Source organism: Chryseobacterium turcicum, from assembly GCF_021010565.1.
GTDB lineage: Bacteria > Bacteroidota > Bacteroidia > Flavobacteriales > Weeksellaceae > Chryseobacterium > Chryseobacterium turcicum.
In genome coordinates, this window is the sequence record NZ_JAJNAY010000001.1 from 2,061,509 (window position 1) to 2,076,188 (window position 14,680).

The window sequence follows — 14,680 nt, forward strand, 5'->3', positions numbered from 1 at the left end:
TTTTTAACACTATAAAGTCCATAAAATTCCGTAATTTTGCACATCGTGATTTTCAGGTAAAGTCACCCCAAATTATGAGTAAATCAACTGAATATATAGAAGTTTACGGAGCTCGTGAACACAACCTTAAAAATATTAATGTAAAAATTCCGCGCAACGAATTGGTTGTAATTACCGGACTTTCGGGAAGCGGAAAATCATCATTGGCTTTTGATACTATTTTTGCAGAAGGTCAGCGTCGTTATATCGAAACTTTTTCTGCCTATGCGAGACAGTTTTTAGGAGGTTTAGAGCGTCCGGATGTTGATAAAATTGAAGGACTTTCTCCCGTAATTGCTATTGAGCAGAAAACAACCAACAAAAATCCACGTTCTACGGTAGGTACGGTTACAGAATTGTACGATTATCTGCGTCTTTTATATGCGAGAGTTTCTGATGCGTATTCACAGACTACAGGAAAAAGATTGGTAAGCTACACCGAAGACCAGATTCTTGATGCCATCAAAGAAAATTATAAAAATGAAAAAATAATGTTGATGGCGCCGGTGGTGCGCTCCAGAAAAGGGCATTATCACGAACTTTTCGTGCAAATGGCTAAAAAAGGATACGGACAGGCAAGAATCGATGGCGAATTGCAGGATATTGAGTATGATTTAAAACTAGACCGTTACAAAACCCACGATATCGATATCGTTATCGACCGTTGGATTATCGGTGAATCAGCCTCTGAAGCCAGAATGGAAAAATCGCTCAGAACAGCCATGGAAATGGGTGAAGGTTTAATTGGTATTCAAAAACTGGGAAGCACCGAGATTGAATATTTTTCAAAAAACTTAATGGATGCCGAAACCGGTCATTCATTGGCTTTGCCGGAACCCAATACATTTTCTTTTAACTCACCAAAAGGAAGTTGCCCAAGCTGTAAAGGTTTAGGAACGATTAAAAAAATCAACACCGATTATTTTGTAGAAAATAACAAATTATCAATCAACCAAGGTGGTTTGTTGCCATTGGAAGATATTAAATCTAATAAATATATACTTGCTCAAATTAAAAGTATTCTTGAAATTTTTGGTTTAGGATTGGCAACGCCTTTTAAAGATATTCCTGAAGAGGCATTAGATTACATGTACAACGGTTGTAACAAAGAATTTAATAAAGATTTAAAATACGCAGGAATTTCCAAAAAAATTAAAATCAATTTTGATGGTTTGATTCCTTTTATGGAAGAATTGATTGAGGAAAGAGAATCTTACGAAGCAATTTTGTTGGAAAGACATTTCACAACCGAAGAAACTTGCCCTGAATGTAATGGAGCACGTCTTCAACCTTCAAGCTTGAGTTTTAAAATCGATGGAAAAAATATTGCTGAAATTAATGGATTAAGTTTATCAGACTTAAAAGAATGGTTGGCTGATGTAAAAGATAAATTTTCAGAAAAAAAGGCAATCATCGCTCATGAAATTTTAAAGGAAATCGAAACCAGACTTCAGTTTTTATTAGATGTAGGTTTAGATTATTTAAGTTTGAGCAGAAGCTCAAAAACACTTTCAGGTGGAGAATCTCAAAGAATTCGTCTGGCAACACAAATTGGTTCTCAATTGGTCAATGTACTTTATATTTTAGATGAACCAAGTATCGGGTTGCACCAAAGAGACAACGAAAGATTGATTAATTCATTAAAAAATCTTCGTGACATCGGAAATTCTGTTTTGGTGGTAGAGCACGACAAAGATATGATTATGGAGGCCGATGAGGTTTTAGACATTGGTCCGAGAGCCGGAAAATTTGGTGGCGAAATTCTTTGGCAGGGAAAACCGAAAGATTTGCTAAAAGCAGATACCATTACTGCAGATTATATTACCGGAAAAAGAAAAATCGCCATTCCGGAAGTGAGAAGAGAAGGAAACGGTAAAAATATAGTATTAAGAGGAGCAACAGGAAACAACCTTAAAAATGTAACCCTTGATATTCCGTTAGGGAAATTGGTCGTGGTTACCGGAATTTCAGGAAGCGGAAAGTCTTCTTTGATTAACGGAACATTGTATCCTATTCTAAATAAACATTTCTACAGAGCAGTTCAAGAACCTTTACCTTACAAAAAAATTGAAGGTATTGATAATATTGATAAAATTGTAGATGTAGACCAAACTCCGATTGGAAGAACTCCGCGTTCAAATCCTGCAACCTACACCGGAATGTTTACCGATATCAGAAATTTATTTTCAGAATTACCTGAATCTAAAATCCGTGGGTACAAACCGGGAAGATTTTCTTTCAACGTAAAAGGTGGAAGATGCGAAACTTGCCAGGGTGGTGGTTTGAAAGTTATTGAAATGAACTTTTTACCGGATGTTTACGTTCATTGTGAAACCTGCAACGGAAAACGCTTCAACAGAGAAACGTTGGAAGTTCGTTACAAAGGAAAATCAATTTCTGATGTGTTGGACATGACGATTGATGAAGCGGTAGAATTTTTCCAGCCGATTCCTAAAATTTTTGCTAGAGTAAAAACTTTACAGGATGTTGGTTTGGGATATATCACAATGGGGCAGCAGTCGACCACACTTTCGGGAGGTGAAGCGCAACGTATCAAATTAGCAACCGAATTAGCAAAAAGACAAACCGGAAATACGTTATATATATTAGATGAACCAACAACTGGGCTTCATTTTGAAGACGTGAAAATCTTGATGGATGCGATTAATAAATTAGTCGAACTAGGAAATTCATTCATTATCATTGAACATAATATGGATGTTATTAAATTGGCAGACCATATTATCGACGTTGGACCAGAAGGTGGAAAATATGGCGGTGAGATTATTGCCAAAGGAACTCCGGAGGATATTATTAAATCTAAGAAGAGCTTGACAGGGAAGTATTTGAAGAAGGAGATGTAGTTATTTTAATAATTAAACCTAACAGATTTTAAAAACCTGTTAGGTTTCGTAATAATTAAAGCCAAATCATGAGATTTGGCTTTTTTGATACTTAAATTTTAATTCCAATGTTAATAATTCAATTATTTTTATTATTTAAGTAATTGAAAATCAGTATTTTATGTTTCAATGTTAACTTAATGTTAACTTAATGTGAAATTTGTATGAATATTTTTTTATATCTTTGATTTAGAATTTAAAACAAGTTTAATATATAATTTAAAATCAAATACATATGAAAAATAAAATTCAAATATTCGTTGCTTCTCTTTTCGTTTTAGGATTAACAGCAATCGTAGGTAATGTAAAAGCTCAGACAACTTCAGATAATACAATTCAGGAAGTTCAGTTAAATAAAAATGATGCTTTCAGCGAAATCAGAAATTTATTGATGGCTAATTTCGATTTTACCAATCAGGATTATAAGCAAGGCGTGGTAAACTCTGAAGTGAAGTTTGATATTGCAGAAAACGGTAAGATTGTAAATATTCGTTCAAAAGGAGATTGCAAAAATGTAAGCAAAGAAATAGAAAATGTACTTTCTCACCTTCAATATAAATTAGATGCCAACAAAATGAATGAAAATATGCTGGCTTCATCTTTTGTAATGCCTGTGAGAGTAGACATCAACAACAGATAATTCAATAGAAACAAACGATATAATTTTCTTTAAACTGCTTGAAAAAGCAGTTTTTTTATTTCCGCTAATTGTATACATTTGATTTAAATTTTCTACACTTTGAATCCAATTCTAGATGTCGTCATTCGTTCACTCTGTGTTTATCTTTTTATGATAATCGCAATCCGTTTATTTGGGAAAAATCAGCTTTCACAATTGAATGCAGGAGATGTCGTTTTGCTGTTGCTCATTTCAAATGCTGTACAAAATGCAATGGTTGGAGAAAATACTTCCTTGGAAGGTGGTATTGTAGCGGCACTCGTTTTATTTGCGGCTAATTTTACATTAAAGAGATTGATGTTTTCGAATCCTGGCTTTGCAAGCTTTATGGAAGCGGATCCTGTGATTTTGGTGAAAGATGGAAAAGTAGATCAGGTTTCTTTAAGAAAAGTAAAAATTACTTTTGATGAACTGAATGAAGCCATCCGAGAACATGGAGTAGAAGTGATGGAAAATGTGCGACTTGCTATTTTGGAAGTTGACGGAAACATTAGTGTGATTTCTGAAGATAAAGATGACCAGCAAACTCATTACTCCAGAATTAAAAGAAAAAATAAAAGAAAATACCATTAAAAAATGAACTACGAGATAAGAGAAATGCTTCCGCATGACGAAACTAAGGTTTTAGAAATTTTTCAGCAGGGAATTGATGGAGGAATCGCAACCTTCGACACCGAATTACCAAGCCTAGAAGCCTGGAATTCTAGTTTTTTCAATGATTGCCGATGGGTTTTGGAAAATGAAAACAACGAAGTTATTGGCTGGTGTGCTTTAAAACCTGTAAGTAAAAGAGATTGTTTTAAAGGGGTTGCCGAAGTGAGTATTTATTTTGACACTAATTATGTTGGGAAAGGTTTAGGTTCGATTCTTTTAAAAAAGCTAATTCTCGACAGCGAGAACCACGGATTTTGGACTTTACAGTCGAATATTTTTCCTGAAAACGAAGCCTCTATAAAATTTCACCAGAAAAATGGCTTCAGAATCGTAGGTAAAAGAGATAAAATTGGTCAGCTTCATGGGGAATGGAAAGATTTAATTATGCTCGAAAGAAGAAGTCCGAATATTTTTTAGTCTGAGATGATAAATTTTTCTTAAAAATTAAGGAAAACGTAGTTGTAATCAATTATTGGCATCAGTATTGTAATTTTGGTTTACTAATTTGAAATTGATTATTATGAAAATGCTAACTAAAGTAATTGGACTGTTTTTAATTGTTTTTTCAATCGTGTTTTATCAGGCTGCACCTCTTCAGAGAGGGCATGGTCACGGTCACCACAAAAAACATCATCATCATGGTCATCACAAGCCGAAATATAAAAAAGTAGTATATTATCATAAAGCTCCAAGACATTATAAGAAACATTATTATAAGCCGGCAAGACCGCATCATTATTCTCATGAAAGAAACAGACATCCGCGAGTGTATCATAACAGACCGGTTGTTATTGTAAATTTATAAACAAAACAGGCTGTCTCTACAATGAGGCAGCCTGTTTTGTTTGGGATGAGGTTTGTTTAAAACCTCTTTTTCTTAGGATTTAATGAAGTGTTGAAAATCATCACATCTTGCCCGAATTTCGTCTCTATTCTTTCGGAGATGTTTAATAATTCACTTTCCATAAAGTCTGTTCTCTTTTCTTCATCATCAAAAATCAAAAGAAGATTATAGTTTTTTCCTTCTTCAATAAAATCGCTGTGAACTTCAGATAAGATGTATTTATCAACATCTAGAAGGTTTTCAGCCATTAAAATTAAAGTTTCATTCACATAGATTTCCCACTCATCGATGCTACTATTTATGCAATGAAAAGTTATACTTAATACACTCATATTTTTAATATTTTTTAAGACATTTTGCTTAATTTCTCAGGCAAAAATCGGTAAAAATTTTGTAACTTAGCACGTTATTAATTATTCAAAATAAATAGTTTTCAGACCCATTTTTAAAAGTCTGATTATCATTACAATAAAACTTATATATGCAAAAAGAAGGAGAAAGATTAATTCCTATCAACATTGTTGATGAAATGAAATCATCTTACATTGATTATTCGATGTCCGTTATTGTTTCAAGAGCTTTACCGGATGTAAGAGATGGCTTGAAACCTGTTCATAGAAGAGTACTTTATGGTATGTATGGTTTGAATGTATTTTCAAATAGAAAACATTTAAAATCGGCGAGAATTGTAGGGGATGTTTTAGGTAAATATCACCCACATGGTGACTCTTCTGTTTACGATGCTATGGTAAGAATGGCTCAAACTTGGAGTTTGCGTTATCCACAAGTAGACGGGCAGGGTAACTTTGGTTCAATGGATGGGGATCCTCCTGCTGCAATGCGTTACACTGAAGCAAGATTAAAGAAAATTTCAGACGATATCTTATCAGACCTTGATAAAGAAACGGTAGACTTTCAAAATAACTTTGATGATAGTTTAACGGAGCCCACTGTAATGCCTACAAAAATTCCAAATCTTTTGGTTAATGGTACTTCTGGTATCGCAGTAGGTATGGCAACTAATATGGCGCCTCATAATCTTTCTGAAGCGGTAGATGCAATCAATGCGTATATTGATAACAAAGAAATTACCATCGATGAATTGATGCAGCACATTATTGCTCCAGATTTTCCTACCGGCGGAATTATTTACGGATATGATGGGGTAAGAGATGCTTTCCATACAGGAAGAGGAAGAGTCGTTCTAAGAGCAAAAGTAAGTTTTGAAGAAGTTCATAACAGAAACGCAATTATTGTTACTGAGATTCCTTACCAGGTAAACAAAGCAGAGATGATTGCCAGAACTGCTGAGTTGGTAAAAGATGATAAAATCGTTGGTATCTACGAAATCAGAGATGAGTCAGACAGAAACGGGATGCGTATTGTTTATGAATTAAAAAATGACGCAATTCCTAATGTTGTTCTGAATTTATTATATAAGTATACTTCACTACAAACGTCTTTCAGTGTAAACAATATCGCTTTGGTACACGGAAGACCAGAGCAGTTGAACTTAAAAGACATTATTCACCATTTTGTTGAGCACAGACATGTGGTGATTGTAAGAAGAACTCAATACGAGCTTAAAAAAGCTAAAGAAAGAGCCCACATTCTTGAAGGTTTCATGAAGGTGATTGGTTCTCAGAGTTCTCTAGATAAAGCGATTGCAATTATTCGTCACAGCGCCAATCCGCAAGCTGCAAAAGAAGGAATTATTCAGGAGTTTGATTTATCAGATACTCAGGCGCAGGCAATTCTTGATCTACGTTTGGCTCGTCTTACAGGGATGGAGCTTGATAAGATTCGTGACGAGTATGATGCCATTATGAAAGAGATTAATAATTTAGAAGATATTTTGGCTAATGAACCAAGAAGATTCCAAATTATTAAGGAAGAATTAGCTGAAATAAAAGAAAAATACGGCGACGAAAGAAGAACAGAAATTGATTATTCTGGAGGTGAAATGTCTATTGAAGATATTATTCCGAATGAAGCTGTGGTTCTTACTATTTCTCACGCAGGATACGTGAAGAGAACGTTGCTTTCAGAATACAAAATTCAAAGTAGAGGGGGTGTTGGAAATAAAGCGGCGACAACGAGAGATTCAGATTTCTTAGAGTATATCGTTTCTGCGACTAATCACCAGTATATGTTGTTCTTTACAGAAAAAGGGAAGTGTTATTGGTTAAGAGTATTTGAAATTCCTGAAGGTTCTAAAACTGCAAAAGGAAGAGCGGTACAAAACTTAATCAACATTGAGCCGGATGATAAGATTAAAGCATATATCAGAACCAATGATTTGAAAGATGTAGATTACATCAACCAAATGAGCGTGGTAATGATTACTAAAAATGGTACAATCAAAAAGACCTCTTTAGAAGCTTACTCAAGACCAAGAGTAAATGGTATCAACGCTATCGAAATCAGAGAGAACGATCAATTGCTAAGTGCTTATCTTACCAATGGGGAATCTCAGATTATGATTGCTACGAAAAACGGTAAATGTATTCGTTTCCCTGAAGAGAAAGTAAGAGAAGTAGGAAGAGGGTCTATCGGTGTACGTGGTATTACGATGGAGGAAAATGATGAGGTTATTGGTATGATTGTTGTAAACGATGTAGAGCGCGAAACGGTTCTTGTGGTATCTGAGAAAGGGTATGGTAAGAGAACAGCAGTAGAAGACTATAGAATTACCAACAGAGGTGGAAAAGGAGTTATTACTCTTAATATCACTGAGAAAACAGGTAATCTTATTGCAATTCAGAATGTTACAGATGAAGATGGATTGATGATTATCAATAAATCGGGTGTTGCCATCAGAATGAATATGGATGAAATGCGTGTGATGGGTAGAAATACTCAGGGTGTAAAAATGATTAATCTTAAAAAGAATGACGAGATTGCAGCCATCGCAAAAGTTGAAATGGATAGAGATGTAGAAGAAGAAGGCCTTGAAGGTGAAGAATCTCAAGAGTCTGCTGAAAATATTTCAACTGAAGAAAACGCTTCACCACAAACAGAAAATAATGCAGAAAATGAAAACCCAGTTGACGAAACTGAAAATTCAGAATCTGAAGAATAATATAAAATATAATTAAAATTCATATTTATGAAAAAGCTAATTTTAGGTATAGCAATCGTTTCTTCAGTTTTTGCTTTTGGGCAGAAAGATGATAAAAAAGATTTAAATGCTCAATTGCAAGCTACTAATAAAGTAGCGATGGATGCATATAATGCGAAAAATTATACAGTTGCTGGACCTAAGTTCATAGAACTTTATGATTTGTTAAAAACAAACGGTCAAGAAGATAAAACTTATAAGTATTATGCTGGTTTGAGCTATGCATTAGCAAATAACTTAGAAGAGTCTATTAAAATTTATACTGATTTAATCAACTCTGGGTATACTGGCGTACAGACAACTTACACAGCCAAAGAAAATAAAACAGGACAAGTATCGGGATATGATAAAGCGACTTGGGATTTATTGAAAAGTAAATCTGCCAAAGATTATTCTGATTTCAAAACTGAGCAATCTAAAAGTGTTGAGCCAGATTTATATGAAACTTTGTCTACATTGCTTTTAAATGCAAAGAAAAATGATGAAGCTTTAGCGATTATAGAAAAAGGATTAGCAAAATATCCTAATAATGCTAAACTAAAAGAATATCATGGTTCTGCTTTATATGCGACAGGTAAGACTGATCAGTTTATGACAAACCTAAAAGAGCAGTTAGCAAAAAATCCTAATGATGCTACTAATTGGTATAATTTAGGAGTTTTACAGTCAAAAAATCCTGCTACAGAAGCTGATGCCATTAATTCATTTAATAAAGCAATTGAGCTGGCTGTAAATGATGTTAAATTGAAAGACAATGCTTATCAAAACTTAGTGTATACTGCTATTGGTGATGATGATAAGGCTGTAAAAGAAATTAACGCAATAAGAAAATCAGATCCAGATAAGGCAACAACGTTAATTGAAGCAAGAAAAGAAAGATTTGCCAAAGCATTGCCTCATGCTGAAAAATGGTATCAGGCAAGTCCTAACAATATCGATGCCGTTGGAACTTTGAAAGATATCTACGGAATGTTGAAAAATCAGGCAAAAGTTACTGAATTAAAAGCTAAAGAAGCTGAGCTTCAGGCTAAAGCGAAGTAGTTTTTTAAAGATTTTCAATTCTATAATAAGGAAAAACGTCTCACTTTTGAGACGTTTTTTTTGCTTTAAATAATTAATAGTTTGTTGAAATTTCATTATTTAAAAGTAAAAAGGTAAAATTGCCACGAATTCACGAATGTTTTTTGATAAATGTATTTCTTGTATTTGTAGCAGTTTAACAAAATCATGAAAAAATCAGCTTTATTTACAACATCTGCGAGAGAATGTGTTTATTCTCATTGAAGTTTTTAATGGGTTTTAAGTGTTGCTTTTCTCAGCAAAACAGAAAATATTCCCAAGCTTAATACTTGAGTAACCATTACTTTTTATTTTTGAAGAATTAATCATTGCTTTAGCTAAAACATCCGTAGGCAAAGGTTTCTGACTTTCAAAAAGCCCCAATTTATTGGCAAACTTAATAATCCTGCTGCCTAAAACTTCCCCTGTTCTTTCAGAATCTTTTCTTTCGAGCATTCCCGGTTTGAAAATGGTAATTTTATTAAAATGAAGCTTTTTTACAGCTTCTTCAAGCTCGCCTTTCATTTTAGAGTAAAATATTTTCGATTTAGGATTAGCTCCGTAAGCTGAAACCAGAATATAATCATCTACATTATTTTCTTTTGCCGCTTTTGCAAACTTATATTGATAATCAAAATCAACTTTTCTTTGCAAATCTTTACTTCCGGCAGCTTTAAGCGTCGTTCCAAGGCAAGAAAATACAACATCACCTTTCACAAGATTTTTCCAGTCTTCAAATTTTTCAAAATCTACAACATGAGTTTTCAACTTTTCATTTTGAATAGATAAAGGTTTTCTTACAAAAATATTAACCTCTTCAAAATCATTATCCTCTAATAATTGGTTCACCAAATCTTTTCCTGTAGCACCTGTAGCACCGATTACTAAAGCTTTCATAATAATGTAGTTTGTATGATGGTATTTTTCTTTCTTAAATTTACTAAATTTGAGATAATTATTTAAGATAAAAGATTAAATATATCAATTATTTCTTACCTATTACTCATACGAAATGGATGCCAACCAAATTTTAGATTATTGTCTTGCAAAAAAGGGAGTTACAGAAAGTTTCCCGTTTGATAACGAAACTTTAGTTTTAAAAGTAGGAATAAAAATTTTTCTGCTAATGTCTTTAGAAAGACAGCCTTTAAGTATTAATGTAAAAACGGATCCCGAATGGAGCGAAGAACTTCGCGAGCAACATCCACAGATTACCGGAGCATTTCATATGAATAAAACCCACTGGAATTCTGTTTCTCTAGATGGTTTAAGAAGAGATTTAATTTTAAAAATGATTGACCAGTCGTACGATTTGGTTTTCAAATCATTGACGAAAAAAGCGAAAGAGGAGATTGAAAACTCTTAAAAATGTTTTTTAAAAAAAAGATCAATCATCTTTTATAAAGTTAATTTTCCTAAAAAATAAACTCCTCGGTCAATCTTTTATCCTCGTCCAACCTTTCAATCAGTTTATCAAGACCTTCAAATTTAATTTCTTCGTGTAGATAATCTCTGAATTTTACGGTAATTCTTTCATCGTAAATATCTCCTTCAAAATCAAGAATATAAACTTCAACGGTTAATTTTTCTCCATTGACGGTTGGGTTGGTTCCAACACTCAACATTCCTTTGTATTGTTGGTTTTTCACAAAGACTTCAACAATATAAGCTCCTTTTTTAGGAAGTAATTTAAGGTTTTCAGTTTCAATATTGGCGGTAGGATAACCAATCGTTCTGCCCAATTTTTTCCCATGAACAACCGTTCCGGAAACAGAGTAGGAGTAACCCAACATTTCATTGGCCTCTAAAATAGTACCTGCCAATAAAGCATTTCTGATTTTCGTTGAGCTGATGTTATTTTCGTGGATATTAATCGCTTCCATTTGCTCAACTTCAAAATCTAATTCTTTAGAAAGTTTTTGAAGCAATTCAAAATTTCCACTTTTATTTTTACCGAAAGAATGATCGTAACCGATGATTAAATATTTAACATTCAATTTCTCAATTAAAATCTGACGCACAAACTCTTCACCGGTAAGGTTTCTGAATTCATCATCAAATTCTTTTAAAAATAAATTATTAATGCCATATTTTTCCATCAGCAAAGTTTTTTCATCCAATGTATTAAGAAGCTTAAGGTCTTCGTTTGGATTAAAAACAAACCTTGGATGTGGCCAAAAAGTAAGGATTGCAGTTTCCAGATGATGAGCAGAGCCCACTTTTTTCAGTTCGTCGATGATACATTTATGACCAAGATGTACTCCGTCAAACATTCCCAATGATAGCGCTAGAGGCCTGTGAGAGGGATAATCACTAAAATTTCTGAAAACTTTCAAGATGAAAAAAATTTGACTGCAAATATAGGGATAATGTAACAATCTAACAATGTAATAATATACCAATGTTTTGATAGCGAAATGATTGGTAAAAGGATAAATTGCGATATTGGTAAATTGGTAAAAAAGTATGATAAAAATCTGTTTTTTACCAATTGCAGGTTTAGTAAGATTTGTTATATTTGCACCAAGAAAAAATTTAGCAATGGCAAACCAAATTAAAGGAAAAATTTCTCAAATTATTGGTCCTGTAATCGACGTAGTTTTTAATAATGTAGAAGCTATACCAAGTATTTATGATGCTTTGGAGATTACAAAAGAAAACGGTGAAAAAGTAGTATTAGAAGTAGAGCAGCATATCGGTCAAGATACAGTAAGATGTATCGCAATGGATGCAACTGACGGTCTTAAAAGAGGTCAGGAAGTAATCGGATACGGAAATCCTATTATTATGCCAATCGGTGATGCAGTAAACGGAAGACTATTCAACGTTGTTGGGGATGCTATCGACGGACTTCAAAATATTTCTAAGGAAGGTGGTCTTCCTATTCACAGACCAGCTCCAAAATTTGATCAACTTTCAACTTCTGCAGAAGTTTTATTCACAGGTATTAAAGTAATCGACTTAGTAGAGCCTTACTCAAAAGGAGGTAAAATTGGTTTGTTCGGTGGTGCAGGTGTAGGTAAAACAGTATTGATCCAGGAGTTGATTAACAATATTGCAAAAGGACATGGTGGTCTTTCTGTTTTTGCCGGTGTAGGTGAAAGAACGAGAGAAGGAAATGACCTTTTGAGAGAGATGTTAGAATCAGGAATTATCAAGTATGGTGATGATTTTATGCACTCTATGGAAAACGGAGGTTGGGATCTTTCTAAAGTAGATTTAGAAGCTATGAAAGATTCTAAAGCAGCATTCGTTTTCGGACAAATGAACGAGCCACCTGGAGCAAGAGCAAGAGTAGCACTTTCGGGTCTTACTTTAGCTGAATACTACAGAGATGGTGGTGAAACAGGTCAAGGTAGAGACGTATTGTTCTTCGTAGATAATATCTTCCGTTTTACACAAGCTGGTTCTGAAGTTTCTGCACTTTTGGGTCGTATGCCTTCTGCGGTAGGTTACCAACCAACATTGGCATCTGAAATGGGTGCGATGCAGGAAAGAATTACTTCAACTAAAAACGGTTCAATTACTTCAGTACAAGCGGTTTATGTACCTGCGGATGACTTAACTGACCCGGCTCCTGCTACAACATTTGCTCACTTAGATGCAACAACCGTATTAGATAGAAAAATTGCTTCATTAGGTATTTATCCAGCAGTAGATCCATTGGCTTCTACGTCAAGAATCTTGGCTCCGGAAATTATCGGTGAAGAACATTATAACTGTGCTCAAAGAGTAAAAGAAATTCTTCAGAGATACAAAGCATTGCAAGATATTATCGCAATTCTTGGTATGGAAGAACTTTCTGAAGAAGATAAATCTGTAGTTTACCGTGCTAGAAAAGTTCAGAGATTCTTATCTCAACCTTTCCACGTAGCTGAGCAGTTTACAGGTCTTAAAGGATCATTAGTAGACATCAAAGACACCATCAAAGGATTTACGATGATTATGGATGGTGAGCTAGATCACTTACCAGAAGCTGCTTTCAACTTGAAAGGAACTATCGAAGAAGCGATCGAAGCTGGACAAAAAATGTTAGCTGATAACGCATAATAATGCTAATTGCTGATAGCCAATAGCTATTAGCCAAAAGCCAAAAGCAATTACAATGAATATAAAAATTTTAACACCAGAATACGTAGTTTTTGAAGGAGAAGTAGACTCAATATTGCTGCCCGGAAAAAATGGTGAATTTCACCTTATGAAAAACCACGCAGGAATTGTTTCTTCATTATCTGGCGGTAAAGTAAAGCTTTTTACAAAATCTGTAGGCGAAGCTTATGCGAATAATTTTACCAAAGAAAATGAAAATCAAAGTGAGTTTTTTTCTTACCCTATCAAAAGCGGTGTTGTAGAATTTAATAATGAAAAAGGAATTATCCTTTGCGAATAATTAAAATCGAAGCTAAATATATTTTCAAAAAAGTGTAACTTTGGTTACACTTTTTTTATGCTTTGTAAAAATCTGATTTTATGAAACAAAGTTTAATCATGTTCTTTACAGTTTTGGGCTTCATTCTAAATGCTCAAATTATTAAAACGAAAAGAGGCATTGTTAGTTTAGACGGAATTCATGTTGCAAAAATCTCTAGTAAATCTGGAGAATATACTTTTATGGACTTAAAAGAGACTCCTATTTTTACCATGGAGTTTATAGATAAAAGTGTTGTAGATTCTGTACGAGATAGCTATATAAAGCTTAATAGGATCTATAATCGCGATAAAACGTTAGATATGGACTATATTTCACCGTCGGCATTTTCAGGAGATGAAAAATCTGCAGTTTATACTTCTATTAAAGCTTTGAAAATTATTGATGATCGAGGAATTAATGTAAAAAACCTGGATAATCTCTTCAAAGAAATGCCCAAACGTAAGCTAGATACAAAAACCAAAGAAGCGTATACGATACGGTCTAAAATTGATAGATTGAATATCAGCGTTAATAATGTTGGTGAGATCCTAAGCAACGGTGTTCCTGTAGGATATTTCACCAATTTACCTGTAAGTTTTGGTTCTGAAGATACTGTTTCAGATAAAACATTTATGGATATTGAAATTTATGATGCTAAAAGTAAATTAATAGGCAGATACAGTACCACCACAAAAAGAATTACCACAGCAGGCGGCAAAATCTTTACTTTGTATAGAGAAATGTCGGGTAGAGCTTCTATTTTGAAATTTCCTACCTATAAAGCGCTTGCAGAGAGAATGGCAATTCTTGATCCCAGTTTTATAAAAGTACAGGATAAAATAATTGTGGGTGAAGTAGTAAAAGATGGTGTGGAAAAAGATAAATAATAAATTTTCTAAAATTATTACTCGGTAAAATCGGGTTTTAATCCGATTATAAAAATAAAATTGAGTATTTTGGTCAAAACTTA

Annotated in this window: 14 protein-coding genes; 11 read left to right on the top strand and 3 right to left on the bottom strand. The window is 33.8% G+C overall.

Features of this window, described 5'->3' with window-relative positions:
• Positions 1 to 74 precede the first annotated feature (74 nt).
• The 5 genes from uvrA (at position 75) to LO744_RS09355 (ending at position 5,080) form a co-directional block, all read left to right on the top strand.
• Positions 75 to 2,903, top strand: coding sequence for an excinuclease ABC subunit UvrA (uvrA, locus tag LO744_RS09335; protein WP_230668818.1), 2,829 nt, complete (start codon positions 75 to 77; stop codon positions 2,901 to 2,903).
• A gap of 274 nt (positions 2,904 to 3,177) precedes the next feature.
• The gene (locus tag LO744_RS09340) at positions 3,178 to 3,582 is read left to right on the top strand and encodes a hypothetical protein (protein WP_230668820.1); all 405 of its coding nucleotides are present in this window, start codon (positions 3,178 to 3,180) and stop codon (positions 3,580 to 3,582) included.
• 99 nt (positions 3,583 to 3,681) lie between these two features.
• Positions 3,682 to 4,194 carry a DUF421 domain-containing protein gene (locus LO744_RS09345; protein ID WP_230668822.1) on the top strand — a complete coding sequence of 171 codons (513 nt, stop codon included), beginning with the start codon at positions 3,682 to 3,684 and terminating at the stop codon, positions 4,192 to 4,194.
• Between the two features lie 3 nt (positions 4,195 to 4,197).
• A complete protein-coding gene (locus tag LO744_RS09350) occupies positions 4,198 to 4,692 on the top strand; it encodes a GNAT family N-acetyltransferase (protein ID WP_230668824.1) in 495 nt (164 codons plus the stop codon).
• Positions 4,693 to 4,795: 103 nt separating this feature from the next.
• Complete coding sequence (locus LO744_RS09355) at positions 4,796 to 5,080, top strand: hypothetical protein (RefSeq protein ID WP_230668826.1); 285 nt, start codon at positions 4,796 to 4,798, stop codon at positions 5,078 to 5,080.
• Positions 5,081 to 5,136: 56 nt separating this feature from the next.
• Here the strand turns inward: LO744_RS09355 and LO744_RS09360 are convergent, their stop codons facing one another.
• Positions 5,137 to 5,451: a DUF4286 family protein gene (locus LO744_RS09360; protein WP_230668828.1), complete on the bottom strand. Its 315-nt coding sequence runs from the start codon at positions 5,449 to 5,451 to the stop codon at positions 5,137 to 5,139.
• Positions 5,452 to 5,600: 149 nt separating this feature from the next.
• Between LO744_RS09360 and gyrA the strand changes: the two genes are divergently transcribed.
• Both gyrA and LO744_RS09370 read left to right on the top strand, forming a co-directional pair.
• Positions 5,601 to 8,201, top strand: coding sequence for a DNA gyrase subunit A (gene gyrA / locus LO744_RS09365; protein ID WP_230668830.1), 2,601 nt, complete (start codon positions 5,601 to 5,603; stop codon positions 8,199 to 8,201).
• Positions 8,202 to 8,228: 27 nt separating this feature from the next.
• Entirely contained in the window at positions 8,229 to 9,281 is a 1,053-nt protein-coding gene (locus LO744_RS09370) for a tetratricopeptide repeat protein (protein WP_230668832.1), read from the top strand.
• A 258-nt stretch (positions 9,282 to 9,539) separates the two neighbouring features.
• Here the strand turns inward: LO744_RS09370 and LO744_RS09375 are convergent, their stop codons facing one another.
• Positions 9,540 to 10,196, bottom strand: a complete 657-nt coding sequence (locus tag LO744_RS09375; protein WP_230668834.1) for an NAD(P)H-binding protein — start codon at positions 10,194 to 10,196, stop codon at positions 9,540 to 9,542.
• A 115-nt stretch (positions 10,197 to 10,311) separates the two neighbouring features.
• Here LO744_RS09375 and LO744_RS09380 point away from each other — a divergent pair, with 115 nt between their 5' ends.
• Entirely contained in the window at positions 10,312 to 10,665 is a 354-nt protein-coding gene (locus LO744_RS09380) for an MmcQ/YjbR family DNA-binding protein (RefSeq protein ID WP_230668836.1), read from the top strand.
• A gap of 49 nt (positions 10,666 to 10,714) precedes the next feature.
• Here LO744_RS09380 and LO744_RS09385 read toward each other — a convergent pair whose 3' ends face one another.
• Positions 10,715 to 11,635, bottom strand: a complete 921-nt coding sequence (locus LO744_RS09385) for a bifunctional riboflavin kinase/FAD synthetase (RefSeq protein ID WP_230668839.1) — start codon at positions 11,633 to 11,635, stop codon at positions 10,715 to 10,717.
• Positions 11,636 to 11,840: 205 nt separating this feature from the next.
• Between LO744_RS09385 and atpD the strand changes: the two genes are divergently transcribed.
• The 3 genes from atpD (at position 11,841) to LO744_RS09400 (ending at position 14,597) form a co-directional block, all read left to right on the top strand.
• Positions 11,841 to 13,349 carry a F0F1 ATP synthase subunit beta gene (gene atpD, locus LO744_RS09390; RefSeq protein WP_191178508.1) on the top strand — a complete coding sequence of 503 codons (1,509 nt, stop codon included), beginning with the start codon at positions 11,841 to 11,843 and terminating at the stop codon, positions 13,347 to 13,349.
• Between the two features lie 55 nt (positions 13,350 to 13,404).
• Positions 13,405 to 13,689 (top strand): FoF1 ATP synthase subunit delta/epsilon, encoded by a 285-nt coding sequence (locus LO744_RS09395; RefSeq protein ID WP_230668841.1) that lies wholly within the window; start codon positions 13,405 to 13,407, stop codon positions 13,687 to 13,689.
• Positions 13,690 to 13,769: 80 nt separating this feature from the next.
• Positions 13,770 to 14,597, top strand: coding sequence for a hypothetical protein (locus LO744_RS09400; protein WP_230668843.1), 828 nt, complete (start codon positions 13,770 to 13,772; stop codon positions 14,595 to 14,597).
• Positions 14,598 to 14,680: the final 83 nt, after the last annotated feature.

Bases quoted from the DNA above. Each gene is read 5' to 3' on its own strand.
- uvrA (WP_230668818.1), top strand. From the start codon at position 75: ATGAGTAAATCAACTGAATATATAGAAGTTTACGGAGCTCGTGAACAC.
- LO744_RS09340 (WP_230668820.1), top strand. From the start codon at position 3,178: ATGAAAAATAAAATTCAAATATTCGTTGCTTCTCTTTTCGTTTTAGGA.
- LO744_RS09350 (WP_230668824.1), top strand. From the start codon at position 4,198: ATGAACTACGAGATAAGAGAAATGCTTCCGCATGACGAAACTAAGGTT.
- LO744_RS09355 (WP_230668826.1), top strand. From the start codon at position 4,796: ATGAAAATGCTAACTAAAGTAATTGGACTGTTTTTAATTGTTTTTTCA.
- LO744_RS09360 (WP_230668828.1), bottom strand. From the start codon at position 5,451: ATGAGTGTATTAAGTATAACTTTTCATTGCATAAATAGTAGCATCGAT.
- gyrA (WP_230668830.1), top strand. From the start codon at position 5,601: ATGCAAAAAGAAGGAGAAAGATTAATTCCTATCAACATTGTTGATGAA.
- LO744_RS09370 (WP_230668832.1), top strand. From the start codon at position 8,229: ATGAAAAAGCTAATTTTAGGTATAGCAATCGTTTCTTCAGTTTTTGCT.
- LO744_RS09375 (WP_230668834.1), bottom strand. From the start codon at position 10,196: ATGAAAGCTTTAGTAATCGGTGCTACAGGTGCTACAGGAAAAGATTTG.
- LO744_RS09380 (WP_230668836.1), top strand. From the start codon at position 10,312: ATGGATGCCAACCAAATTTTAGATTATTGTCTTGCAAAAAAGGGAGTT.
- atpD (WP_191178508.1), top strand. From the start codon at position 11,841: ATGGCAAACCAAATTAAAGGAAAAATTTCTCAAATTATTGGTCCTGTA.
- LO744_RS09395 (WP_230668841.1), top strand. From the start codon at position 13,405: ATGAATATAAAAATTTTAACACCAGAATACGTAGTTTTTGAAGGAGAA.
- LO744_RS09400 (WP_230668843.1), top strand. From the start codon at position 13,770: ATGAAACAAAGTTTAATCATGTTCTTTACAGTTTTGGGCTTCATTCTA.